We start from the raw sequence: 24,160 nt of genomic DNA on the forward strand, positions 1-24,160 counted from the left end.
TACACTCCGCGTCCTCGCCTGTTTTGACCAGCCGGAGGCTGTTACTAACGTAGCGCCTTGCAGGACTCTAGCTCGCGAGCCTTTGGACAGGTTCTGCTATGGCGGGTCAGGCCACATCCACCAAGATGATTTCGCTATCTTCGATGGCCGTCACGCGGATCACGTCCACATCGCTGACTGCCACGCCATCACGAGCCTGGGCGCTGACGCCGTTGACTTCGATGCTGCCGCTGGCCGCTACCAGATAGGCTTTGCGCGCCGCACCAGTCGGGTACTCGGTGCTTTGTCCCGCTTTCAGAGTGGCGGCAGCCATCCGCGCGTTGCTACGGATCGACAGAGCGTCGCTATCCTCTGCATAGCCGCTGGCCAGAGTGACAAACGCGCCGGCACGTTCACCTTTGGGGAACGGTTTGGCGCCCCACGACGGAGGTAGGCCTGACTGGTTGGGCTGAATCCAGATCTGGAAAATCTTGGTGGTGGTGTCTTCGAGGTTGTATTCGCTATGGGCAATCCCGGTACCGGCGCTCATTACCTGCACATCACCGGCTTCGGTACGGCCATGGTTACCCAGGTTGTCCTTGTGGGTGATGGCCCCTTGGCGTACATAGGTGATGATTTCCATGTCGCGATGCGGATGAGTCGGAAAGCCCGTGTGCGGAGCAATTTCATCATCGTTCCACACCCGCAGCGGCCCCCAGCCCATACGCGCCGGGTCATAGTATTCGGCAAAGGAAAAGTGATGACGGGCATTCAGCCAGCCATGATTGGCACCGCCGAGCTCGGCGAAGGGGCGTACTTCGATCATCTGCATATCCTCATAGATAAACACCGGCTTTTGGCTGCAGTGTTGGTTGGCGATGAACAGATCATCCAATAAATCAATGTGATTAAAAATGCGTAATTTTTGGATTTAATTATCGATTAAATCGATATTTAGACCGGGTACTGCACTGTGTGTCGACTAAAGCGTGATGAGGATATCGGGAATGCAAGAACGTAAAGCGCTGCTGATCCTGCACGGCAAACAGGCCCTCAATGCCGAAGTGCGTACTGCTGTAGAGGTGCGTCGTGCGCAGGGTTGGCAGCTGGATGTGCGAGTCACCTGGGAAGCTGGTGATGCCCAGCGCCTGGTCAATGAAGCCCTGGCAGCGGGCTATCCAACGCTGATTGCCGGTGGCGGCGACGGCACCCTGCGTGATGTGGCCGAAGCCATGGCGCTGGCCAAAACCCAGGCTAGTCTGGCGCTGTTGCCACTGGGCACCGCCAATGATTTTGCCCGCGCCGCCGGTGTTGCGCTTGAACCGCAGGCGGCGTTGGCCTTGCTGGATGAGCCGGCACAACCGATTGATCTGGGCGAAGTCGACGGCCAGGTGTTCCTCAATATGGCCACCGGCGGTTTTGGCTCCAATGTCACCGCAAATACCTCGGAAGAGCTCAAGCGGGTGCTCGGCGGTGCGGCGTATTTCCTCACGGGGCTGACCCGCTTTGCCGAGGTGCGTTCATCCTTTGGCCGCTTTGCGGGGCCGGATTTCCAATGGGAGGGTGAGTTTCTTGCCCTCGGCATTGGCAACGGACGTCAGGCCGGTGGCGGGCATGTGCTTTGTCCGCAGGCTCAGGTCAATGATGGTTTGCTGGATGTCTGCATCGTGCCGGCGGCCACTGATGTGGTGGGCACTCTGGGCACACTACTATCCGGCGGTATCAATGGTCTGCAGAGTGTCGCGATGAGTGCGCGTGTGCCTTGGCTGGAGGTGGAAGCCCCGGAAGGTCTGGACCTTAACCTCGATGGTGAGCCCATGGAAAGCCGTCAGCTGCGCTTTGTGGCCTTACCGGCTGCCTTGCGTGTGCATTTGCCAGTCCAGTCGCCGTTATTGCAGGAATAACCCGGTTAATACGCCATCTGGCTGGTCTACGTCGTGCGCTTATCGCATGATGGCGCTGCGCCATCCACCTTCAGATGCGCGGCATATGGCCGATACATCAGGTCATGGCTATTTGAGCTAGGCTAGATCGATAAGTAAACAGGAGCGCATGATGGCCGGCATTCTCGACTCAGTGAACCAACGCACCCAGCTGGTGGGCGAGAACCGCCTGGAAATTCTGATGTTCCGCCTGACAGGCCGGCAGTTGTTTGCGATCAACGTGTTCAAGGTGCAGGAAGTCCTGCAGATGCCCAAGCTGACCCTGATGCCGCAGCGCCATCGCTTTGTCTGTGGGGTGGTCAACCTGCGCGGGCAGACCTTGCCGGTGATCGACCTGTCCCAGGCCATCGGCATGCGCCCGATTGTGCCGGATGAACGCAGTACCATCATCGTCACCGAATACAACCGCTCGGTGCAGGCCTTCCTGGTCGGTGGGGTCGAGCGCATCCTCAACCTCAATTGGGAGTCCATCCTGCCACCGCCGGGCGGGGCAGGGCGGCAGCATTACCTGACTGCGATCACCAAGGTCGAGGATCAGATTGTCGAAGTCATCGATGTGGAGAAGGTGCTGGCAGAAATCAGCCCGATGAGCACCAAGGTATCTCCGGAAAAACTCGCCGACCCGCTGCTTGAGTACGCACGCGGGCGTGAAGTGCTGCTGGTGGATGACTCCAACGTAGCCATGAGCCAGCTCAAGGGCACCATGGCGCAACTGGACGTGCGTTGCCATTCGGCTAGTGACGGCTTGCGGGCGTTGAACTTACTGAAGAGCTGGGCCGATTCCGGCGTGGATGTGCACGAAAAACTGCTGATGGTGATTACCGATGCGGAAATGCCGGAGATGGACGGCTACCGCCTGACCACGGAAATTCGCAATGACTCGCGTCTCAAGGATTTGTACGTAGTCCTGCACACCTCGCTGTCCGGCAGCTTCAACGAGGCCATGGTGAAGAAGGTGGGTTGCGACAGTTTCCTGTCCAAGTTTCAGCCGGACAAACTGGTGGATGTGGTACGCGAGCGTCTAGCCCTGCTGCATCCTGACGAATAAGCGCGGATACGACGCCGGCGCCCCTTGCAGCTATTCGCTCAGGCGCTGGCGAAGGTGTTCGATGCGTTCACGGTTGACCTCGAAATCCTTATAGCCCAGGCGTGACGCCGAACGTACGTCGACGGCGGTTGCGCCGATCTTGAACTCCACATCGTCGACAAAGCGCATCAGCCGGCTGCTGAACTCCGCACGCAGATAACCCGGCGTTTCCTCCACCAGACGCACGCGTGGCTCGCTGCCCAGCACGGCCTTGAGCTGCGCCTGAGTCTGTTCGGGCGAGCCCTTCAAGGGCAATGGGGCAATGGCATGGCGTGGGTCGCTGGCCTGGCTGTTGACGCAGTTCGGTGAGTCCGGGCAGGCACTCAGGCGGCCGTCGTGCAGCCCCAGGTTATCCGGTGGCGTGCCGCTACAGGCGCTCAGCACGACCAACAGCGGCACGCTCAACACAGGCTTGTGAGCGCGGTGGGTTGCTCGTATAAGTGCTTTTTGCCAAAGGGAAACTGGGCTCATGTTGCATCTCTCCGAGTTATACCGTTATCCACTGAAATCCGCTGCGGGTGAGGCCCTGCATGAAACGACGCTGGACGCCTTGGGCGTGCAGGGTGACCGTCGCTGGATGGTAGTCGATGCAGAAACAGGGCGCTTTCTCACTCAGCGCCTGCTGGCACAAATGACCCAGTTACAAGCGCACTGGCTTGATAGTACCCATCTGCAGTTGAGTGCACCCGGCATGGCCGATTTACCGGTAGCGGTGCCGGACACTCAAGCACCACTGCGTGGGGTGACCATCTGGCGTGACAGCCTGCAGGTGCCCGATGCCGGCGATCAGGCAGCGAAGTGGCTGAGTCAGTTCCTCGGTCGCGCCTGCCGCCTGGTGCAGGTTTCGGAGCCGCGCGCGCGGCAGGTCGATATGGCCTATGCCGAAGTAGGCGACAAGGTGGCGTTCGCCGATGGCTTTCCGCTGCTGCTGATTGGTCAGGCCTCACTGGATGACCTGTCGGCGCGAGTAGGGCGACCTTTGCCGATGCTGCGTTTCCGTCCGAACCTGGTGGTCAGTGGTAGTGAGCCCTATGCCGAAGACAGCTGGACGCGCATCCGTATTGGTGAGTTGGAGTTTCGCGTGGTCAAGGGGTGTTCGCGCTGCATTATGACCACCCTTGATCCTTCGAGCGGTGAGCGCAGTGCTGATCGTGAACCGCTGACCACTCTGAAAACCTACCGTGAGCGTGAAGGCGAGGTGTATTTCGGGCAGAACCTGATCGCCTGTGGCGAGGGATCGCTGACGTTGGGCATGCCGGTAGAAGTACTGGCGTAGGAAGTACGGCTCAACCTCAGCGGTTGAGCCGGTTTGGCTTACTGGTCGAAGTAACGTTCGTGCCAGGCCACCAGAGGCTGCGGCGCGTTGAGCTTCTCGCCGTAGATCACGGAGTACGACAGCACGTTCTGTACGTACTGGCGGGTCTCGTCAAACGGAATATTCTCGATCCACACGTCATACGACAGGTGATCCGCGCCACGTAGCCACTGGCGCACACGGCCTGGCCCGGCGTTGTAGGCAGCGGAGGCGAGCACGCGGTTGCCGTTGAACTGGCCATAGATCTGGCTCAGATAAGCGGCGCCCAGCTGGATATTGATTTCCGGGCGGTACGCCAGTTGTGGCGATGACAGTGGAATACCGAAACGCTTGGCGGTTTCCTTGGCGGTGGCCGGCATCAGCTGCATCAAACCCATGGCACCGACATGGGATTTGGCGTCGGCCATAAAGGCGCTTTCCTGGCGGGTAATGGCAAAGACCCAGCTGGAGTGAATGTCGCGGTTGCGCGCCTCGCGCACCAGTTGGTCTCGGTGGGCCATGGGGAAGCGCACGTCCAGATCGTCCCAGTACTGCGCCTGGCTGATGGTGCGGATAGCTGGGAAGTACCAGCCCATCTCATAGGCCAGGCGTGCCTGAGCGACCATCTCGTCACGGCTGAACAGGCGGCTGACGTTGTACCACTCGCGACGACCATCGGCGACTTGGCCGCGGGCGTGAAATTCCAGTGCTCGGCGAATGGCGGCCGAATTGCGCACTTTCTGGATGGTCTGCGGGCTCAGGGCCAGCGGTTTGTTGTTCAGTTGATAGGGCGACTGCACCTGGTCGGCGGCCATAAAACCGTAGAAGTCGCGTTCCTTGGCCAGCGCCTGATACAGGGTCTTGGGTTCCTGGCTGTTGGGTTGTGCCAGTTGCAGGCTGCGTGCCTGCCAGTAGCGCCAGCGGTTGGTGTTGCCCAGTTCGGCTGGCATCTTGCGGGTCAGTTGATTGGCTTCTTCCCAGCGCCCCAGGCGCAGCAGCAGGCGCGCGCGCCATTCGCTGACGGTGTTGTCGCGCAGCTCGGGGTCGTACTTGGCCATGACCTGCAGGGCGCGGGCATCGAAGCGCTTGGCCAGGGTCAGGCCGATTTCGCGGGCAATCGCGACCTGCTCCTCGCTGGAAAATTTCATGCGCTGAGCGTAGCCATCCAGCAGCTTCAACGCGCTTTCCGGGTCCTGGCGAGCCAGGCGACGCAAGCCGAGGCCTACGACGTCGGCCATGGCCGGGTCGGTCTGGGTAAAGCGTGCGGTCTGTTTCAGTAACTCAGGCTTTTGCGCCACTTCCAGCAGGCTTTTGCCGTGGTTACCCAGGGTGGGCATGGTCTTGATCAGGTGGGTGACCAGGCCATAGTTGCGGGCCTCGGCCGCCAGTTTGGCGCGTTGCCAGCGCTTCTGCTCGGTGAGCTGGCCGGTTGCCGCCCAGCGCGCGAAGAGCGGGTCGCAGGCATTGGGCTGGGATTTGCCCACCAGCCAGAGTTTCTCTGCGGTCGCGCTGCCTTCTTTGTGCATGCCGTGGGCGAGCTGGTATTGGCCATACAGGCAATCAAGTTCAGTGAAGTTCAGGGCCGGGTCGTAATAATTGATAAAGGTCTGCCATTCGCCACGTTCGGCCAGCCAGCGCAACCAGCGCAATTTCATCCAGCTGATCTGCGGCAGATCGCCGTGTTCAGCGAGGAATTTCTCGATTTCGTCATTGCTCGCCCACTTCAGACGCGCTGTCAGCTCGTCATAGGCCAGGTAGGGCTCTAGTGGGTAGTCACGCAGGGCATTGGCATAGCGCTGATAAGGCCCCTTGTCGCCTTTGGCCAGCGCGGCTTTGGCCTGATCGTAATACTGACGTTGTTGCGCCAGGGTCGCGGCATGCGCGGCAGAGAAGCTCAGGGAGGAAACCAGCAGACAGGACAACAGGCTGAACAAAGGACCGCGCATGACACATCCAGGCAAATAGTGCGTATGGCCCTAGCTTAGTCGTTTGCCTGTAGGCGGTGAAGGCTCAATACGCCTTGCGTGTTGGTGGCTAATGGCCATATTGTGCGCGGGGTTGTTCGCTGGGCTAATGCGTCGTGCCACGTAAAGTGGCAGAAACAAGCGAATTTATTGGGCTTGAGGCCGAAATTGCCTGCGATGATGCTGTGCTTCTCGGTTAGAATGCGCGCCCTGTTTTGCCGGTGCCATGGCATCTGCAAATGATTTTCGGGGTGTTTCAGCTGTTGCCGGCCTGATACGACGCACCACTGCCCGGCTGTAGCTGCTGACCCTGTTGTTTTGTTGAGGCGCATCATGACCCTGCTCAAATTCACCGAAATTTCCCTGGCCTATGGCGCGATGCCCCTGCTGGACAAGGTGTCGTGGCAGATCGCCCGGGGCGAGCGGGTGTGCATCATCGGCCGCAATGGCACGGGCAAGTCGAGCATGATGAAGCTGGTCAAGGGTGACCAGAAGGCCGACGACGGCACCGTTTGGCGCGCGCCTGGGCTGAAAATCGGTGAGCTGCCGCAGGAACTGCCGCTGGCTGATGAGCGCACCGTATTTGATGTGGTCGCCCAAGGCCTGGACGGTGTGGGTGAATTGCTCGCGCAGTACCACCACTTGGCGCAGAACTGTGTCACCGACGCCGACCTGGAAAAATTGATGCATGTGCAGCAAGACCTTGAAGCCCGTGATGGCTGGCGCTTGCAGCAGTTGGTTGAAAGCACCCTGAGTCGTCTGCAGTTGCCGGCCGATAAGACCCTGGCTGAGTTGTCTGGTGGCTGGCGTCGTCGAGTGCTATTGGCCCAGGCGCTGGTTTCCGAGCCGGATCTGCTGCTGCTCGACGAGCCCACCAACCACCTGGACATCGGCGCCATCGCCTGGCTGGAAGAGGCCTTGGCGGACTTCCAGGGGGCTGTGCTGTTTATTACCCACGACCGTTCCTTTTTGCAGAACCTGGCCACGCGCATCCTCGAACTGGATCGCGGCGGCTTGATCGACTGGAACGGCGACTACGCCAGCTTCCTGGTGCACAAGGAAGCCATGCTGGCGGCGGAAGAAACCGCCAACGCCCTGTTCGACAAGAAACTGGCCCAGGAAGAAGTTTGGATTCGCCAGGGCATCAAGGCTCGCCGGACCCGCAACGAGGGCCGGGTACGTGCCCTGAAGGCTCTGCGCGTGGAGCGCAGCGAGCGCCGTGAGCGTACCGGCAAGGCCAATATTCAGCTGGATACCGCTGAGAAATCCGGCAAGCAGGTCATGGTGCTGGAGAACGTCAGTTTTGCCCATCCCGGCGGGCCGTTTCTGGTCAAGGACTTCTCCATGGTTCTGCAGCGCGGTGACCGTATTGGCCTGTTGGGGGCCAACGGCACCGGCAAGACTACGCTGCTCAAGCTCATGCTGGGTGGTCTGCAGCCCAGCAGTGGCTCGGTAACCGAAGGCACACGTATTGAAGTGGCGTATTTTGACCAATTGCGTCACCAGCTCGATCTGGAAAAAACCGTGATCGACAACGTTGCCGAAGGCCGTGATTTCATCGAGATCGATGGGCAGAACCGTCATGTGCTGAGCTACCTGGGTGACTTCCTGTTCAGTCCGCAGCGTGCGCGTACGCCGGTCAAGGCGCTCTCTGGTGGTGAGCGGGCACGCCTCTTGCTGGCCAAGCTGTTCAGCAAACCGGCCAACCTGCTGGTGCTGGATGAGCCAACCAACGATCTGGATGTGGAAACGCTGGAGCTGCTGGAAGAAGTGTTATTGACCTTCCCGGGTACCGTGCTGATGGTCAGCCATGACCGGGCTTTCCTCGACAACGTGGTGACCAGCACCCTGGTGTTTGAGGGTGAAGGGCGTGTGCGTGAATACGTGGGTGGTTATCAGGACTGGCTGCGTCAGGGCGGTTCGCCGCGCTTGCTGGGTGTGGGGGAGAGCAAAGCTGGCAAGCCTGAACTGGCTTCGGCTGTGGTACCGGCACCGGTTGTTGCCGAGCCCGTGGTAGTCGCTACCGCAAACAAGAAAAAACTCAGCTACAAACTACAGCGCGAACTGGAAGCCATTCCGGGGCAGATTGATGCTCTGGAACTACGGGTCGCTGAGCTGCAGGAACAAACTGCTGCACCAACTTTTTATCAGCAACCTGCGGAGAAAACGGCTGAGGTGCTGGCCACCTTGCAGTCGGTTCAGCAAGAGCTGGATCAGTTGGTTGAACGCTGGGCGGAGCTGGAAGGCTAAGCCTTAGCAATACCCTCAAACAGGATTTTGAGATTTCTGCCGGAGACCGTTATGGCCATCGAGTACCGCATCACTCTCGACGACAATCATCAGTTCAGCTACAGGATCGAGCTGGACCGCGTCTATGAAGCCGAGGTGGCGCAAAGCGCGCCGGCCTGGACCCGGCTGGAGTATCAGCAGTGCAGTAATTGCCCGTTGAGCAAGGACAACTTCAGCCATTGTCCGGCGGCGGTCGACCTGCACCGGGTGATCGAGGACTTCCAGGGTTTGCCGGCGTTCAAGAAGGTCTCCGTTTGGGTGCGTACGCCAGAGCGCGAGTACACCAAACTGCTGGGTTTGGAGGAAGGCCTGCGTGCGCTGCTCGGGGTAATCATGGCCACCAGTGCCTGCCCGGTACTGGGTAAGCTCAAACCGATGGCGCAGCATCACTTGCCGTTTGCCAACAGCCAGGAGTTCACGCTGCGCACGGTGTCGCTGTACCTGACACAGCAGTATTTCAATCTGCGCGAAGGGCGTCCGGCAGATTGGGAACTCAAAGGCCTGGTGCGCATGTTCCAGCAGCTGCAGTTGGTCAACCAGGCGTTCTGGCAGCGCATTCACGCCACCTGTGAGGGCGACTCTAACCTCAAGGCGTTTCTGAGCTTCTTCTCGATGGCCTCGAGCATGACCTATTCGCTGGAAACCCAGCTGCAAAAGATTCGTCCGCTGGTCATGAGTGCAGGTGACGCCGGCGATTGAGCCTTGGGCTGTTCGCCGGCAGTGGCTTTAATCTGCTTTTTTCAGGCGTACCGCAAGCACGTCGCAGGGTGCGCCGTGCAGTACGTCGTTGGCGGTAGAGCCCAGCAATAACGCCAATCCATGACGGCCATGGCTGCCGACGATGATCAGGTCGCACTGTTGTTCAGTGGCCAGGCGATGGATTTCCTGGCGGGGTTGGCCGTAGGCCAGATGGCGTTGATCGCTGCTCAGGGCTGGATACTTACCGGCGAACTTGTCCAGACGCTCGCGGGCCTGATCAAACTGTTGCTGTTGCAGCATCGACAGGTCCATCGGCACGTCGCCGCCAAAGGCCATGGCCATCGGTTCGACAATATGCACCACAGACAGCTTGGCACCACTGCTGGCGGCCAGTTTCTGTGCGCGGTGCATAACCGGGTCGCATTCTTCGGTAAGGTCGACAGCGACCAGAATGTGCTGGTAGGGCATGGGGTAACTCTCCGTGCAAGTGGATCAATGGCTTTAGTATGGCCGTCTTGAGCGCTGATGACAGGCTTTTGCCTGCGAGATAACGATATGAGTCCCTGGTTTCTGCTGTTGCTCCTGGCCTTTTTGCTTAGTCCGCTGGCCTGGTTGGTGCCGTCGCGTCATCAGCGTGGGCAGATGGATGTGCGTCTGCAGGCCCGACAAATGGGGGTGGCAATGCAGTTGTCGCGCCAGGAGTGGCCGCATTGGTTGCCGCGTCAACCGCCAGGTTCGTGCCCGCAATACCATCGGGCGCGCCGGCGTGGGCAGGTCGATAGCTGGTGCTATTGGCAGCTGGAGCCGGGGCAGTGGGTCAACAAGTGGCGCGAGCCCTGCCCAGATCAGGCCTTGCTGGAGCAGTTGCAGGGCTTGCCAGCGGATGCCTACAAGGCCGAAGCGACTGCGCAGATGCTCTCGGTGTGCTGGGGTGAGCGTGGGGCGCGGGAGGCGTTGGAGAAGATTGTCGGTTTTCTCAAGGCCAACGCCTGAGCTTTTGGCTGCTGTCGCAGTCATGAGGTTTGAGTGCCTATAAAAGAAAGCCCAGTGCGAGCACTGGGCTGGAGTACGGCCAGGCAGGCCGGTGAAGCGGGGTGGGCTGCTCAGAGATTGGCGGCAGCGTATTGGCCGGCAATCTGTTCAATGCCCTGAATAATGGTGTTGGAGTACTTGTTGACCAGAAACGGCACGCTGTTCTCGTTGTAGTTGATCAGCGACTTCTCAATATATCGCCACTTGGTGCTCACTCCCTCCCAGGCCTGTTTGAGCTGTGGAGTGTTTTTCGGGTCTTTTTCCAGTGCAGCCATTTTGCTAGCGAAGTCGCTGACCAGTTCTTCCATCGGTCGTGCATCACCGCCGCCCATAAACGTGGCGCCGACCGAAGCGCTGCGCGAGGCGTAATCCACTGCAATACCTTGCATCAGCAGGCTCTGTTCACGGCTGAGCTGGGTCAGTGCGGGCACGCTGTAGCTGCTCTCCTGCTGAATCTTGATGTACAGCTCCTGGCTCAAGCTCATCAGCTGCTGATTGCGTGTGGCCAGGTCGGCTACTGGCTGCAGGTCAGTGTAGCCTTGGTTCTTCAGGGCATTGGTCAGGTTGTTCAGATCAATCTGGTAACCCTTCCATTGTTGATCCAGCTGCGAGCGCAGGGCCTTTGAGCCTTCTCCTGGCATGTCGGTCAGGGCACTCAGGTGGTTGTTGGCCTCGCTCAGCGACTCATTGATCATGCGCGCGTAACGCTGGTCGCCTTCCATGCCGTTGAACATATAGAAGTCGCCCAGGGTTTTTTGTGCTGCCAGGCGTAACTGGTGCAATTTCAGCAGGCTGGTGGCGGAGTCTGCAGCCTGGGTGGCGGCGCTGAACAGTGGGAGAGTAGCGGCGAGCAGGGTGCTCAAGGCGATGGCAAGCATGCGGCTCGACATGGGGAAACTCCGTGCGCCCTTGATTGGGCTCTAATTGTTTTTGTTTTTGGCTACGGCCGGTCTAAAACGGCTGTATTGAGACGACTGTACCTGTAGCCAACTCATTTTGCTAGGTAGGCAAGGCGTCACATTTTATGGGGTTGACTGCGGCAAAGACGCGTATATCGCTGCGGATGCGCACCTGTTCGCCGCAGACTTATTTGGCGGCTGGCTGTCAGCTAGAACGTAATTTTTTGTACAGCAAGAGAGTCACTACAGGCCAATTGACAAGTTGGGGCTTTTCCTTGAAGGTGTGCACACCCAAATCAAACGGGCGTATGAATTGAGCGTTTGCCTCTTAAGACAGCGCCTTTACAGTCCGATTATCGCGTCGGTGGGTGTGCCAGGCTGATTGGGGCTACTCTAGACGGCTGTGCCGTGGAGTAGCTTGCTGGTTGGCTCCGATGTGTACTGTTCAGCTTCCATACCGTGGAGATCAGTTGATGATTTACGAAGGTAAAGCCATCACGGTTAAGGCTCTTGAGAGCGGCATCGTCGAATTGAAATTCGACCTCAAGGGTGAATCCGTCAACAAATTCAACCGTCTTACCCTCAATGAGCTGCGTCAATCCGTTGATGCAATCAAGGCTGATGGTTCGATCAAGGGCGTGATTGTCACCAGTGGCAAAGACGTGTTTATCGTCGGCGCCGACATCACCGAGTTCGTCGACAACTTCAAGTTGCCGGACGCAGAATTGGTGGCTGGCAACCTCGAAGCCAACAAGATCTTCAGTGATTTTGAAGACCTCAATGTTCCGACTGTTGTCGCGATCAATGGCATCGCCCTAGGCGGTGGTTTTGAAATGTGCCTGGCTGCGGATTACCGCGTCATGGCTGACAGCGCCAAGGTTGGTCTGCCGGAAGTCAAACTGGGCATCTACCCAGGCTTCGGCGGTACTGTGCGTCTGCCACGTGTTATCGGTACCGATAACGCTGTCGAGTGGATTGCCGGTGGTAAGGAAAACAAAGCAGCTGACGCCCTGAAAGCCGGCGCTGTTGATGCAGTAGTGACTGCTGACAAACTGCAAGCTGCAGCCCTGGACCTGATCAAGCGCGCCATCTCCGGCGAGCTGGACTACAAGGCCAAGCGTCAGCCGAAGCTGGAAAAACTCAAGCTCAACGCCATTGAGCAGATGATGTGCTTTGAAACCGCCAAAGGTTTCGTCGCAGGTCAGGCCGGTCCGAACTATCCGGCTCCGGTTGAAGCGATCAAGACTATCCAGAAAGCCGCCAACATGGCGCGCGACAAAGCTCTGGAAGTTGAAGCTGCAGGTTTCGTCAAACTGGCCAAGACGCCGGTTGCTGCCAGCCTGATCGGCCTGTTCCTGAACGACCAGGAGCTGAAGAAAAAAGCCAAGCAGCACGACGAAATCGCCAAAGACGTGAAACTGGCTGCCGTACTCGGTGCTGGCATCATGGGCGGCGGTATCGCTTACCAGTCGGCCTCCAAGGGCACCCCGATCCTGATGAAGGATATCCGTGAAGAGGGTATCCAGATGGGTCTGAACGAGGCGAGCAAGCTGCTCGGCAACCGTGTCGCCAAAGGTCGCATGACCCCGGCGAAGATGGCTGAAGCCCTCAATGGCATCCGTCCGACCATGTCCTACGGTGATTTCGGCAACGTCGACATCGTCGTTGAAGCCGTCGTCGAGAACCCGAAGGTCAAGCAGATCGTGCTGGCTGAAGTGGAAGGCGTGGTTAAAGAAGACGCCATCCTCGCGTCCAACACCTCGACCATTTCCATCAACTTGCTGGCCAAGGCCCTCAAGCGTCCGGAAAACTTCGTCGGTATGCACTTCTTCAACCCGGTGCACATGATGCCGCTGGTTGAAGTGATTCGTGGCGAGAAGTCCAGCGACGTAGCCGTGGCTACCACCGTTGCTTACGCCAAGAAAATGGGCAAGACCCCGGTTGTGGTCAACGACTGCCCAGGCTTCCTGGTCAACCGCGTGCTGTTCCCGTACTTCGGCGGCTTCTCCAAGCTGCTGGGCTTCGGTGTGGACTTCGTGCGTATCGACAAGGTCATGGAGAAGTTCGGCTGGCCGATGGGCCCGGCGTACCTGTCCGACGTGGTTGGTATCGACACTGGTCACCACGGCCGTGACGTAATGGCTGAAGGCTTCCCGGATCGTATGGCGGTTGAAGGCCGTACTGCGGTTGACGTGATGTACGAAGCGGATCGTCTGGGTCAGAAGAACGGCAAGGGTTTCTACGCCTACGAGACTGACAAGCGCGGCAAGCCGAAGAAAGTCTCCGACCCGGCTGCCTATGAGCTGCTGAAGTCGATCGTCACTGAGCAGCGCGAGCTGACCGACGAAGACATCATCAACTTCATGATGATCCCGCTGTGCATGGAAACCGTGCGTTGTCTGGAAGACGGCATCGTTGATACCGCAGCTGAGGCCGATATGGGCCTGATCTACGGCATCGGCTTCCCTCCGTTCCGCGGTGGTGCACTGCGTTACATCGATACTGTCGGTGTAGCCGAGTTCGTTGCCCTGGCCGACAAATACGCCGAGCTGGGCGCGCTGTACACCCCGACTGCCAAGCTTCGCGAAATGGCCGCTAAGGGCCAGAAGTTTTTCGGTTAATCGCGCAACGACTAGAGCGAGAGTGAATTTATGAGCCTGAATCCTAGAGATGCAGTCATCGTCGACTTCGGTCGTACCCCGATGGGTCGTTCCAAGGGCGGCATGCATCGCAACACCCGTGCCGAAACCATGTCGGCCAACCTGATCAGCGGCGTGCTGGCACGTAACACCAAGCTGGATCCAGCTGAAGTTGAAGACGTGATCTGGGGCTGCGTTAACCAGACTCTGGAGCAGGGCTGGAACATCGCGCGCATGGCGTCGCTGATGACCCAGATCCCGCACACCAGTGCTGGCCAGACTGTGAGCCGCCTGTGCGGTTCGTCCATGAGCGCCCTGCACACTGCTGTGCAGGCGATCCAGACCGGCAACGGTGACGTGTTCGTCATCGGTGGTGTGGAGCACATGGGCCACGTTGGCATGATGCACGGCGTCGATCCAAACCCGCACCTGTCGCTGTACGCAGCCAAGGCCTCGGGCATGATGGGTCTGACCGCTGAAATGCTCGGCAAGATGCACGGTATCAGCCGTGAGCAGCAGGACGCCTTTGGTGAGCGTTCGCACCGTCTGGCTCACAAAGCCACCGTCGAAGGCAAGTTCAAGGATGAAATCATCCCGATGCAAGGCTACGACGAGAACGGTTTCCTGAAAGTCTTCGACTACGACGAAACCATTCGTCCGGAGACTACTCTGGAAAGCCTGGCTGCCCTGAAGCCTGCGTTCAACCCGAAAGGCGGTACCGTGACTGCGGGTACTTCTTCGCAGATCACCGACGGCGCTTCCTGCATGATCGTCATGAGCGCCCAGCGCGCCCAGGACCTCGGCATTCAGCCAATGGCCGTAGTTCGCGCCATGGCCGTGGCCGGTGTTGATCCAGCGATCATGGGCTACGGTCCAGTACCGTCGACTCAGAAAGCACTGAAACGTGCTGGCCTGACCATCAACGACATCGACTTCTTCGAGCTCAACGAAGCCTTCGCTGCCCAGGCTCTGCCTGTGTTGAAGGACCTGAAAGTGCTCGACAAGATGGAAGAGAAGGTCAACCTGCATGGCGGCGCTATCGCTCTGGGTCATCCGTTCGGTTGTTCCGGTGCGCGTATCTCCGGTACCCTGCTGAACGTAATGAAGCAGAATGGTGGCACCTTCGGTGTGTCGACCATGTGCGTCGGTCTCGGCCAAGGCATCACCACCGTCTTCGAACGCCTGTAAGCTTCACGCAGCGTTAGAGATGGAAAAACCGGGGCCTGGTGCCCCGGTTTTTGTTTTTGGTCTGTTTGTTGTAGCGATCACCTTTGGCTTGTTGCTAGGGGCGCACTTCCGGTTTTTCTCGGCAGAAAATCTTCAAGGAATTATCCATGCAGTTACAGCCTGGCCTCTATCGTCATTACAAAGGCCCTGAGTACCGCGTGTTTGGCGTGGCTCAGCACTCCGAGACAGAGCAGTCGATGGTGGTCTACCAGGCGCTGTACGGCGAATTCGGCCTATGGGTCAGGCCGCTGGAGATGTTCTGTGAAAGTGTCGAAGTGGACGGCGAGATGGTTCCACGCTTTGCTTTGATTCAGGCTGAAAACGCACTGATCACTCGGCCTTGAGCTGATACCGGGCCATTGCTGCGCTTGACCTCGGCCGGACCACCACTATATATAGCGGTGCCGCGCTAGCAGGCAGTACAGCGCCTCCCGCATTTATTTACCGAATTTCAGGAATTTTCCAATCCATGGGCAAATCGCTGGTCATCGTGGAATCCCCGGCCAAGGCCAAGACCATCAACAAGTACTTGGGCAACGAGTACGTGGTGAAGTCGAGCATCGGCCACATCCGTGACCTACCCACCAGTGGCTCGGCGAGCACCGCCAAGGAGCCCGCCAAGCGTGGCAAAGCCGCCGCAGGTGAAGCCCCGGCGCTGTCGCCCAAGGAAAAAGCCAAGCGTCAGCTGTTCGCCCGCATGGGTGTTGATCCCGAGCATGGCTGGAAAGCCAAATACGAAATCCTGCCTGGCAAGGAGAAGGTGGTCGAGGAATTGCGCCGCTTGGCCAAGGATGCTGACACCATCTACCTCGCAACCGACTTGGACCGCGAGGGGGAAGCCATTGCCTGGCACCTGCGCGAATCCATTGGCGGCGACGACAGCCGCTACAAGCGCGTGGTGTTTAACGAAATCACCAAAAAAGCCATTCAGGAAGCGTTCGCCAAGCCGGGTGAGCTGGATATCAACCGAGTCAATGCTCAGCAGGCGCGGCGCTTCCTTGATCGCGTTGTGGGCTATATGGTCTCGCCGCTGCTGTGGGCCAAGATTGCCCGTGGTCTGTCTGCCGGCCGTGTGCAGTCGGTAGCGGTGAAGCTGGTGGTGGAGCGCGAGAAAGAGATCCGCGCCTTCGTCCCCGAAGAATACTGGGAAGTGCATGCCGACCTCGGCACCGCCAAAGGCGCTAACGTGCGTTTTGAAGTGGCGCGGGAAAATGGCAATGCCTTTAAGCCGCTGAATGAAGCGCAGGCCATGGCCGCCTTGGCTGCTCTAAAGGCCTCCAGCTACAGCGTCAGCAAGCGCGAGGACAAACCGACCAGCAGCAAGCCGTCGGCGCCGTTCATTACCTCCACCCTGCAGCAGGCCGCCAGTAACCGCCTGGGCTTTGGGGTGAAGAAGACCATGATGATGGCCCAGCGTCTGTATGAGGCGGGTTACATCACTTATATGCGTACCGACTCGACCAACCTCTCGGTCGATGCTGTGAGCATGGTGCGTGGCTTTATTGAAAACGAGTACGGCAAAAAGTACCTGCCGGCTAACCCGATTGCCTACAGCAGCAAGGAAGGGGCCCAGGAAGCGCACGAAGCGATCCGTCCTTCCGACGTCAACCTCAAACCGACTCAACTGTCAGGCATGGAGCGTGACGCCGAGCGCCTGTATGAGCTGATCTGGCGTCAGTTTGTGGCCTGCCAGATGCCGCCGGCCGAATACCTGTCTACCACCGTTACGGTGACCGCCGCGCAGTTCGAGTTGCGCGCCAAGGGCCGTATCCTCAAGTTTGACGGCTACACGCGTGTGCTGCCGCAACTGAGCAAGCCGGGTGACGATGATGTGTTGCCGGAAATGGCTCAGGGCGAAGCGCTCAAACTGGTTAAACTCGACCCCAGCCAGCACTTCACCAAGCCGCCAGCCCGCTATTCGGAAGCGAGCCTGGTCAAGGAAATGGAGAAGCGCGGTATCGGTCGTCCGTCGACCTATGCAGCGATCATCGGCACCATCCAGGATCGTGGCTACGTGGCGCTGCACAACCGCCGGTTCTACTCGGAGAAGATGGGCGACATCGTCACCGAGCGTCTGGCTGAAAGCTTCTCCAACCTGATGGACTACGGCTTTACCGCTGGCATGGAAGAGCACCTGGACGATGTGGCCCAGGGCGAGCGTGAGTGGAAGCACCTGCTCGACGAGTTCTACGGTGACTTCAAGAAGAAACTTGAAGTGGCCGAAGCGGGCGAGGGTGGCATGCGTGCCAACCAGCCGACGCTGACCGATATCGCCTGCCGTGACTGTGGTCGTCCAATGACCATTCGTACTGCCTCCACTGGCGTATTTCTCGGTTGCTCCGGCTATGCCTTGCCGCCTAAAGAGCGTTGCAAAGCCACCGTTAATCTGGTGCCTGGCGATGAAATCGCTGCTGATGATGAGGGTGAGTCGGAGTCGCGCGTGCTGCTCGGCAAGCACCGCTGCCCGATCTGCTCGACCGCGATGGACGCCTACCTGCTCGATGAAACCCGCAAGCTGCACATCTGCGGCAATAACCCGGATTGCAGTGGTTATGAAGTGGAGCAGGGCCAGTACCGCATCAAGGGCTATGAAGGCCCAAGCCTGGATTGCGACAAGTGCGGCAGCCAGATGCAATTGAAGACCGGGCGTTTTGGCAAGTTCTTTGGCTGCACCAACAGCGAATGCAAGAACACCCGTAAACTGCTGAAGAGCGGTGAAGCTGCGCCGCCGAAAATGGACCCGGTGAAGATGCCGGAGCTCAAGTGCGAGAAGGTCAACGATACCTACATTCTGCGCGACGGCGCTTCGGGTCTGTTCCTGGCTGCCAGCCAGTTCCCGAAAAACCGTGAGACGCGTGCACCGCTGGTGATCGAACTGATTCCGCACCGCGATGAGATCGACCCCAAGTACCACTTCCTGCTTGATGCGCCGAAGAAAGACCCGCAAGGTCGTGCGGCAGTGATCCGTTACAGCCGCAAGACCAAGGAGCAGTACGTGCAGACCGAGGTCGACGGCAAGCCGACCGGCTGGCGTGCGTTCTTTGATGGCGGCAAGTGGAAAGTCGAAGATAAAAGCTGATCCAGCGGAACGCGTGCCGGCCATTGTCCGGCGCGCGTATGCTTATTCAATCCGCAGTGGAGGGCGCAGCAATGGCCAATGAACTCTATACCCGCACCAATCAGAAAATCTTCTACGCCGGCCTGGCGCTGGAGTCCTGGCGCAAGGCCGAACAGGCTCAGAGCATGAATGCCCTGGCCTTGATTCAGGCCGAGCGTGAAGCCGCTCTGTTTCATCTCTACGGCGCCTTGTTGGGCTTGTGCCATGAGATTGCTGGTTACTACCGCTTGCCGGATAGCGCCGCGCCGCAGGCTGAACGCTTCCTTACTGAGGACGTGTTGCAGGCGGCGCCAAGCCAGGAGTTGGGTGAGCTAGTCGAATTGGCACAGTCTTCCGGTAGTTGGGTGGCTCATCTGCTCAAGGCCTATGCCGAGCTGTTTCAGCCGCCACAAGCTGGCAAAAAGACCAAGGTCGATCCAGCTACGCCATTGATCACGGCGGTCAGTCTGGACGAAGAAGCTGCGCCCTTGGCGCACGAGACGCTTGAGGCCTGGCGTCAGCAGTTGAAAGCTTTGGCGCAGCGTTTTCGGCAAACCCTGAGCGAGTGGTAAGCCGCTGATTGGACCGGCGGACTAGGGTGAGTTCGGGTCAGCTGTTACACTGTCGACCTTTCGTGGAGAGTTAAGCCAATGCCTACATCATTCCTGGAAATTGTCGAGCTGCCCGACGGGCGCATTGCCCTGCGTCGTGCCGAGGATGAAGAGTCGTTGGTGGTGCTGGATTTTTCTGCCGATGCCAAGGCATTCCTCCAGGGCCAGCACGTTGAAGTAGCCAAGGCCATGCTCAATGTTGGCGTACAGATGGCTGGGCGTTTGGCTGAGAACAATTTTCAGCAGGAAGAAGGGCCGCGCGTTCTGCATTGATCGCAGAGTGCTTTCTGGCCCTGAGCTGGTTCGTTCTGCTTGCCTGAGCTGTTCCCTGCATCAGGTTTCTACTGTCTGGCCCGTACATTCCTTGTGCGTGACCTCAGGCTAATTATCCCAGGCTGATATTCAGGCTTTGCGCCTTGCCTTGACGAGCTGCTTGCTCAAGCTTCTGCCGTGCTTCACGTTCCAGTGGGTGCAACCAACTGACTACGGTATGACTGCGTCCCAGCGTCAGGGCTTGCTGTGCCTGCTCCAGTGCACTTTGTTCGCCGCGTGGGTGCAATAGCAGGATGCGTTCGCGGTTTAGGCCTGCTTCGCGCAGCCAAGCCTGGGTAAGGCTTGAGGGTGGCGCGATCAGGGTTAGCCAGCGTTTGTCGTGGTTGTCGCTAAGTTCACGCAGAATCGGAGCGAGAAGGTTAAGGCAGTGTCCGGCCGGACCGCGTAGCGATATTTCACTGAAAGCTTCTGTCTCGTCCTGCCAAGGTAATTCCGCGGCTTCGGCAAGCAACGGGTTACTTGCCGAAGCCAGGAAGGCGTCGAACAAGGGCAGTTGTGTACGGTTCAGCGAATGCGGGAACTGCATAACTCCTCCACTAGCGGCGGATAACGCCGACGCTCAAGCCTTCAATGATCAAATCCTGCTCTTCCAGATTTACTTCGATCGGCGCGAACTCTGGGTTTTCCGCAATCAGCCAGACCTTGTTGCCTTCGCGTTTGAAGCGTTTGACGGTGACTTCGTCGTCGATGCGCGCCACCACGACCTGGCCGTTGCGGGCTTCACGGGTGGTGTGTACGGCGAGCAGATCACCGTCGAAAATACCGATGTCTTTCATGCTCATGCCGCGTACACGCAGCAGGTAGTCGGCTCTGGGATGGAAGAACTCCGGGTTGATCCGGCATGATTCCTCGACATGTTGCTGCGCCAGAATTGGCGCGCCGGCGGCGACTCTGCCGATAACCGGCAAGCCTTCCTCTTCTTCTGCACTGGGCTCGAAGCCGGGGATGCGAATGCCACGCGAAGCGCCCGGGGTCATTTCAATTGCACCCTTGCGGGCGAGGGCTTTGAGATGTTCCTCGGCGGCATTGGGCGACTTGAAACCCAGAGCCAAAGCGATTTCAGCCCGGGTAGGCGGATAGCCATTGTCTTCAAGGCATTGCTTGATGAAGGCGAGAATTTCAGCTTGGCGCGGCGTCAGTTTTAGCATGGTCGGCTCTGTTTTTTTGTACAGTGACTGGAATTATATACAGTGATCAGCGATTGGCAATCCTTGTGTTCTGATCTCTACTCAATGAGCTTCCCGTCAGTCTGGCGTGCTGCACTGTTACTCGGGCCGCATGCGGGTCGTCTAGCTTGAGTTGATGCGGCTGTTTGCAGGATGCGTGTGACCACCCGGCCACAAGATGGTTTGCCCGGCTTGACAAGGCGGGCGGCTGAAACGTATGTTTCAAACAAGTGTTTGTTCAGATGAAAAGAGTCATGGCCCAGTCGGAAACCGTTGAACGCATTCTCGATGCGGCAGAACAGCTTTTTGCGGAGAAGGGTTTCGCAGAAACGTCTCTGCGCTTGATCACCAGCAAGGCCGGCGTCAATCTGGCTGCGGTGAACTATCACTTCGGTTCAAAGAAGGCTCTGATTCAAGCGGTGTTCTCGCGCTTTCTCGGGCCATTCTGCGTCAGTCTGGAGCGTGAACTGGATCGGCGTCAGGCCAAGCCTGAGGTCAAAGTCAGTCTGGAGGAGTTGCTCGAGCTGCTGGTCGAGCAGGCGCTGGCGGTGAAGCCGCGTAGTGGTAACGATCTTTCCATCTTCATGCGTCTGCTCGGTCTGGCCTTCAGCCAGAGTCAGGGCCACCTGCGTAAATACCTGGAAGAAGTCTACGGCAAGGTGTTCCGCCGCTACATGCAGCTTGTTCATGAGGCTGCTCCGCGTATTCCGCCACTGGAGCTGTTCTGGCGTGTGCACTTCATGCTCGGTGCGGCAGCGTTCAGCATGTCCGGGATCAAGGCTCTGCGTGCGATGTCGGAAACCGATTTCGGTGTGAACACCTCGATTGAACAAGTCATGCGCTTGATGGTGCCGTTCCTGGCCGCCGGTATGCGTTCGGAAACCGGCTTGACCGATGAAGCCCTGGCCAGTGCGCAGCTCAAGCCGCGTACCAAGACCAGCATCACACCCAGCAAAGTTTGACTGTCACAGGTGGGCTTGGTGGATGCGATCCGCTAAGCTAGCCGCCCATGCGCACCCTCGATTTCTTGCATATCTCCCTCGCAGATCAGCGCCTGTATGGCTTTGCCAACGGTCAGCTGCAGTTGCGTCTGGATGTCTCCACGGCCCTCAAGGGTGCGGGTGAGCAAAATGGCTCCGGCTGTACGCCGCGCGGTTTGCACGTGGTGCGGGCGAAGATCGGTGATGGTTTGCCGAGCGGGGCCGTATTGCGTGGCCGGCGCTGGACGGGCGAGGTCTGGACGCCGGAATTACATGCGCAATTTCCCGGACGTGACTGGATTCTCACGCGCATTCTCTGGTTGAGCGGTTGTGAACCTGGGCGTAATCGTCTGGGCGCTGTCGACACCTTTCGTCGTTATATCTATCTGCACGGTACGCCGGACTGCGAGCCCATGGGCGTTGCGCTGTCGCATGGCTGCGTGCGTCTGCGCAACAGCGATCTGCTGGAACTATTTGCGCGTGTCCCGGTTCAATGTTCGGTACAGATTACTGAGGCGGCCTGCCCCGAGTGGGCCGCCGCGTCTCTATTTTAAGGATTGCTTGTGAGTGTACCCATGCAAGGTTCGTTGATGCTGGATATCGCCGGCACCTGGCTGACGGCCGAAGATCGGCAGATTCTGCGCCAGCCGCAGGTGGCCGGGTTGATTCTGTTTGCCCGCAATATTGAAGACCCGCGCCAGGTGCGCGAGTTGTCGGCGGCAATCCGCGCGGTGCGTCCGGATCTTTTGCTGGCGGTGGATCAGGAAGGTGGGCGCGTGCAGCGTTTGCGTCAGGGGTTCGTGCGTTTACCGGCGATGCGTGCGCTGGCCGATAATGCCAATGCCGAGCAGTTGGCTGAAGATTGTGGCTGGGTAATGGCCAGCGAAGTGCTGGCAGCCGGCCTGGACTTGAGTTTTGCCCCGGTGCTGGATCTCGATCACCAACGCAGTGCGGTGGTTGGTAGTCGCAGCTTCGAGGGTGACCCCGAGCTGGCGACTCGCCTGGCTGGTGCCTTTATCTGCGGGATGAATGCGGCCGGTATGGCCGCCACTGGCAAGCACTTCCCCGGTCATGGTTGGGCTGAGGCGGATTCCCATGTGGCGATTCCAGTGGATGAACGCAGCCTGGAGCAGATCCGTACTGTCGACCTGCAGCCTTTTGCGCAACTCAGTAAGCAGCTGGCTGCTGTGATGCCGGCGCATGTCATCTATCCGCAAGTGGACAGCCAGCCGGCCGGTTTTTCTCGGCGTTGGTTGCAGGACATTCTGCGTGGCGAGCTGGGTTTTACTGGGGTGATTTTCAGTGATGACCTGAGCATGGCCGGCGCTCACGTGGTGGGTGATGCGGCGTGCCGTATCGAGGCCGCACTAGCTGCCGGCTGTGACATGGGCCTGGTGTGCAATGACCGGGCGGCGGCCGAGCTGGCCCTGAGTGCTCTACAGCGGCTCAAAGTACAGGCGCCCCATGGGCTGGCACGTATGCGTCGACAAGCATTCCCCGGGATTGAATACCGTCAGCATCCGCGCTGGCTGGCAGCGTTGAGCAACCTGCGTGCAGCCCAACTGATCGACTGAGGATGGCCCAATGACGGTTCACGCAATTATCGGTGGTACAGGCCTGACCAAACTGGATGGTCTGACCATCAAGGCGGCGTTGCATATTGATACACCGTATGGCGCGCCGTCAGCTGCCGTACTCAAGGGCGATTACGCCGGGCGGGAAGTGCTGTTTCTTGCCCGGCATGGCCATCCACACCGTATTCCCCCACACCAGGTCAATTACCGCGCCAACCTGTGGGCGCTGCGTGAGGCTGGGGCCGAGGCGATTATCGCGGTCAACGCTGTCGGTGGTATCCACGCAGCTATGGGTACTGGGCATTTCTGCCTGCCGCATCAGATCATCGATTACACCTATGGCCGTGAGCACAGCTTCTTCGAAGGCGAACTGGAGCACGTGACCCATGTGGATTTCAGCCATCCCTATGATGCCGGGCTGCGGGCTAAGCTGGCTCAGGCATTGATGGCCGAGCACGCTGCATTCAGCAGCCATGGCGTTTATGGCTGTACCCAGGGGCCGCGGCTGGAGACCGTGGCCGAGATTGCCCGTATGGAGCGCGATGGTTGTGACATTGTCGGGATGACTGGCATGCCGGAGGCAGCCCTGGCCCGCGAGCTGGTCTTGCCTTATGCCTGCCTGGCGCTGGTGGTGAACCCGGCAGCGGGCAAGTCACGTGCCCTGATCAGTATGGCGGAGATCGAGCGCGCGCTGGAGGAGGGCATGGGTACGGTCAAGGCTGTATTGGCGCGTGTGTTGGCCGGCTGAGAAAAGTACGCTGCAATAAAAAGGGCCGCATGATGCGGCCCTTTTTATTATTTGCGCGTTACAGCGGGCTAACGCGAATCAGCAGACCCAGGCTGCCGTTGTCGACAAAGGTCAATTCGCCGCTTTTCAGACGGGTGCTCTGCTTGATGCGTTCGCTGTCGCTGAGGATGCCGCTGGCGTCGAACTGGTTGACCCAGATGTCGCTCTCCAGCTCGATCAGGCGGCCTTCCTTGAGGCTGATGCGACCTTCTACAGGGTAGTGGCCGAACTGTTCATTGCCGGTGCTGATGGCCACGCTGCTGCTTGCGCCGCCAAGGCTCTGCGACCAGGCTTGGTGCAAGAGCACTTGATAGCCGCTGGATGGGTTGAGTTTGCCCGCTTCGGCATTCAGCGCTGGGCTGCGGCTGTTGCTGCCATCAACTGGCAAGGCATTCTGCGCCCAGTTATCCGGTGGCAGCTGGCCGGCAGAAATTGGCGTGGCGGCCTGGCGGAAGACGATGACTTCAACCTGGTACAGGCTGTCAGCCAGGGCGGCAGTGCTGCTGAGCAGGCCCAGCAGGAGAAGCGGCAGCAGGGTCAGGGTGTGAAGTGCGCGCATG

24 protein-coding genes are annotated in these 24,160 nt (G+C 58.9%); 16 read left to right on the forward strand and 8 right to left on the reverse strand.

The window, feature by feature from the left end:
- Positions 1 to 106 precede the first annotated feature (106 nt).
- Entirely contained in the window at positions 107 to 805 is a 699-nt protein-coding gene (locus IOD17_RS06735) for a pirin family protein (protein WP_233684292.1), read from the reverse strand.
- A gap of 181 nt (positions 806 to 986) precedes the next feature.
- Here IOD17_RS06735 and yegS point away from each other — a divergent pair, with 181 nt between their 5' ends.
- Together yegS and IOD17_RS06745 are read left to right on the forward strand one after the other, a co-directional pair.
- The gene (gene yegS, locus IOD17_RS06740) at positions 987 to 1,883 is read left to right on the forward strand and encodes a lipid kinase YegS (RefSeq protein ID WP_233684293.1); all 897 of its coding nucleotides are present in this window, start codon (positions 987 to 989) and stop codon (positions 1,881 to 1,883) included.
- Positions 1,884 to 2,034: 151 nt separating this feature from the next.
- Complete coding sequence (locus IOD17_RS06745) at positions 2,035 to 2,970, forward strand: chemotaxis protein CheV (RefSeq protein WP_233684294.1); 936 nt, start codon at positions 2,035 to 2,037, stop codon at positions 2,968 to 2,970.
- A gap of 30 nt (positions 2,971 to 3,000) precedes the next feature.
- Here IOD17_RS06745 and IOD17_RS06750 read toward each other — a convergent pair whose 3' ends face one another.
- Positions 3,001 to 3,408, reverse strand: coding sequence for a DUF1499 domain-containing protein (locus IOD17_RS06750; protein ID WP_233684295.1), 408 nt, complete (start codon positions 3,406 to 3,408; stop codon positions 3,001 to 3,003).
- Between the two features lie 70 nt (positions 3,409 to 3,478).
- Here IOD17_RS06750 and IOD17_RS06755 point away from each other — a divergent pair, with 70 nt between their 5' ends.
- Positions 3,479 to 4,285, forward strand: coding sequence for an MOSC domain-containing protein (locus IOD17_RS06755; protein WP_233684296.1), 807 nt, complete (start codon positions 3,479 to 3,481; stop codon positions 4,283 to 4,285).
- Between the two features lie 38 nt (positions 4,286 to 4,323).
- Here the strand turns inward: IOD17_RS06755 and IOD17_RS06760 are convergent, their stop codons facing one another.
- Complete coding sequence (locus tag IOD17_RS06760) at positions 4,324 to 6,249, reverse strand: transglycosylase SLT domain-containing protein (protein WP_233684297.1); 1,926 nt, start codon at positions 6,247 to 6,249, stop codon at positions 4,324 to 4,326.
- A 351-nt stretch (positions 6,250 to 6,600) separates the two neighbouring features.
- On the opposite strand from IOD17_RS06760, the gene IOD17_RS06765 reads away from it, so the two are divergent.
- Positions 6,601 to 8,517, forward strand: a complete 1,917-nt coding sequence (locus tag IOD17_RS06765) for an ATP-binding cassette domain-containing protein (RefSeq protein ID WP_233684298.1) — start codon at positions 6,601 to 6,603, stop codon at positions 8,515 to 8,517.
- A 51-nt stretch (positions 8,518 to 8,568) separates the two neighbouring features.
- Entirely contained in the window at positions 8,569 to 9,255 is a 687-nt protein-coding gene (locus tag IOD17_RS06770; protein WP_233684299.1) for a DUF6901 family protein, read from the forward strand.
- A gap of 27 nt (positions 9,256 to 9,282) precedes the next feature.
- Here IOD17_RS06770 and IOD17_RS06775 read toward each other — a convergent pair whose 3' ends face one another.
- Positions 9,283 to 9,723: a universal stress protein gene (locus IOD17_RS06775; RefSeq protein WP_233684300.1), complete on the reverse strand. Its 441-nt coding sequence runs from the start codon at positions 9,721 to 9,723 to the stop codon at positions 9,283 to 9,285.
- Between the two features lie 87 nt (positions 9,724 to 9,810).
- Here IOD17_RS06775 and IOD17_RS06780 point away from each other — a divergent pair, with 87 nt between their 5' ends.
- Entirely contained in the window at positions 9,811 to 10,248 is a 438-nt protein-coding gene (locus IOD17_RS06780) for a hypothetical protein (RefSeq protein WP_233684301.1), read from the forward strand.
- A 110-nt stretch (positions 10,249 to 10,358) separates the two neighbouring features.
- Here IOD17_RS06780 and IOD17_RS06785 read toward each other — a convergent pair whose 3' ends face one another.
- Positions 10,359 to 11,177 (reverse strand): hypothetical protein, encoded by an 819-nt coding sequence (locus IOD17_RS06785; protein ID WP_233684302.1) that lies wholly within the window; start codon positions 11,175 to 11,177, stop codon positions 10,359 to 10,361.
- Positions 11,178 to 11,659: 482 nt separating this feature from the next.
- Here IOD17_RS06785 and fadB point away from each other — a divergent pair, with 482 nt between their 5' ends.
- From fadB to IOD17_RS06815, 6 genes are all read left to right on the forward strand, one after another.
- Positions 11,660 to 13,807 (forward strand): fatty acid oxidation complex subunit alpha FadB, encoded by a 2,148-nt coding sequence (gene fadB, locus IOD17_RS06790; RefSeq protein ID WP_233684303.1) that lies wholly within the window; start codon positions 11,660 to 11,662, stop codon positions 13,805 to 13,807.
- Between the two features lie 30 nt (positions 13,808 to 13,837).
- Positions 13,838 to 15,013, forward strand: a complete 1,176-nt coding sequence (fadA, locus tag IOD17_RS06795; RefSeq protein ID WP_233684304.1) for an acetyl-CoA C-acyltransferase FadA — start codon at positions 13,838 to 13,840, stop codon at positions 15,011 to 15,013.
- A gap of 146 nt (positions 15,014 to 15,159) precedes the next feature.
- Positions 15,160 to 15,396, forward strand: a complete 237-nt coding sequence (locus tag IOD17_RS06800) for a DUF1653 domain-containing protein (protein WP_233684305.1) — start codon at positions 15,160 to 15,162, stop codon at positions 15,394 to 15,396.
- 125 nt (positions 15,397 to 15,521) lie between these two features.
- Complete coding sequence (topA, locus tag IOD17_RS06805) at positions 15,522 to 18,131, forward strand: type I DNA topoisomerase (RefSeq protein ID WP_233684306.1); 2,610 nt, start codon at positions 15,522 to 15,524, stop codon at positions 18,129 to 18,131.
- 71 nt (positions 18,132 to 18,202) lie between these two features.
- Positions 18,203 to 18,721 carry a DUF6586 family protein gene (locus IOD17_RS06810; RefSeq protein WP_233684307.1) on the forward strand — a complete coding sequence of 173 codons (519 nt, stop codon included), beginning with the start codon at positions 18,203 to 18,205 and terminating at the stop codon, positions 18,719 to 18,721.
- 78 nt (positions 18,722 to 18,799) lie between these two features.
- Positions 18,800 to 19,033, forward strand: coding sequence for a hypothetical protein (locus tag IOD17_RS06815; RefSeq protein ID WP_090248059.1), 234 nt, complete (start codon positions 18,800 to 18,802; stop codon positions 19,031 to 19,033).
- 112 nt (positions 19,034 to 19,145) lie between these two features.
- Here the strand turns inward: IOD17_RS06815 and sulA are convergent, their stop codons facing one another.
- Positions 19,146 to 19,619 carry an SOS-induced cell division inhibitor SulA gene (gene sulA / locus IOD17_RS06820; protein ID WP_233684308.1) on the reverse strand — a complete coding sequence of 158 codons (474 nt, stop codon included), beginning with the start codon at positions 19,617 to 19,619 and terminating at the stop codon, positions 19,146 to 19,148.
- Positions 19,620 to 19,629: 10 nt separating this feature from the next.
- Positions 19,630 to 20,241 (reverse strand): transcriptional repressor LexA, encoded by a 612-nt coding sequence (lexA, locus tag IOD17_RS06825; RefSeq protein ID WP_233684309.1) that lies wholly within the window; start codon positions 20,239 to 20,241, stop codon positions 19,630 to 19,632.
- Between the two features lie 272 nt (positions 20,242 to 20,513).
- Here lexA and IOD17_RS06830 point away from each other — a divergent pair, with 272 nt between their 5' ends.
- From IOD17_RS06830 to IOD17_RS06845, 4 genes are read left to right on the forward strand one after another with little or no spacing between them, the layout of a single operon-like run.
- Entirely contained in the window at positions 20,514 to 21,221 is a 708-nt protein-coding gene (locus IOD17_RS06830; RefSeq protein WP_233684310.1) for a TetR/AcrR family transcriptional regulator, read from the forward strand.
- A gap of 47 nt (positions 21,222 to 21,268) precedes the next feature.
- A complete protein-coding gene (locus tag IOD17_RS06835; protein WP_233684311.1) occupies positions 21,269 to 21,793 on the forward strand; it encodes a L,D-transpeptidase in 525 nt (174 codons plus the stop codon).
- Between the two features lie 21 nt (positions 21,794 to 21,814).
- On the forward strand, positions 21,815 to 22,813 hold the full coding sequence (gene nagZ, locus IOD17_RS06840; RefSeq protein ID WP_233684538.1) for a beta-N-acetylhexosaminidase: 999 nt from the start codon (positions 21,815 to 21,817) through the stop codon (positions 22,811 to 22,813).
- Between the two features lie 10 nt (positions 22,814 to 22,823).
- Positions 22,824 to 23,561 (forward strand): S-methyl-5'-thioinosine phosphorylase, encoded by a 738-nt coding sequence (locus IOD17_RS06845; protein WP_233684312.1) that lies wholly within the window; start codon positions 22,824 to 22,826, stop codon positions 23,559 to 23,561.
- Between the two features lie 58 nt (positions 23,562 to 23,619).
- Here IOD17_RS06845 and IOD17_RS06850 read toward each other — a convergent pair whose 3' ends face one another.
- The gene (locus tag IOD17_RS06850; RefSeq protein ID WP_233684313.1) at positions 23,620 to 24,159 is read right to left on the reverse strand and encodes a CsiV family protein; all 540 of its coding nucleotides are present in this window, start codon (positions 24,157 to 24,159) and stop codon (positions 23,620 to 23,622) included.
- Position 24,160: the final 1 nt, after the last annotated feature.

Origin of the sequence: Pseudomonas anguilliseptica (assembly GCF_021375795.1) — a bacterium.
In the GTDB taxonomy this organism is placed as follows: Bacteria; Pseudomonadota; Gammaproteobacteria; order Pseudomonadales; family Pseudomonadaceae; genus Aquipseudomonas; species Aquipseudomonas anguilliseptica_A.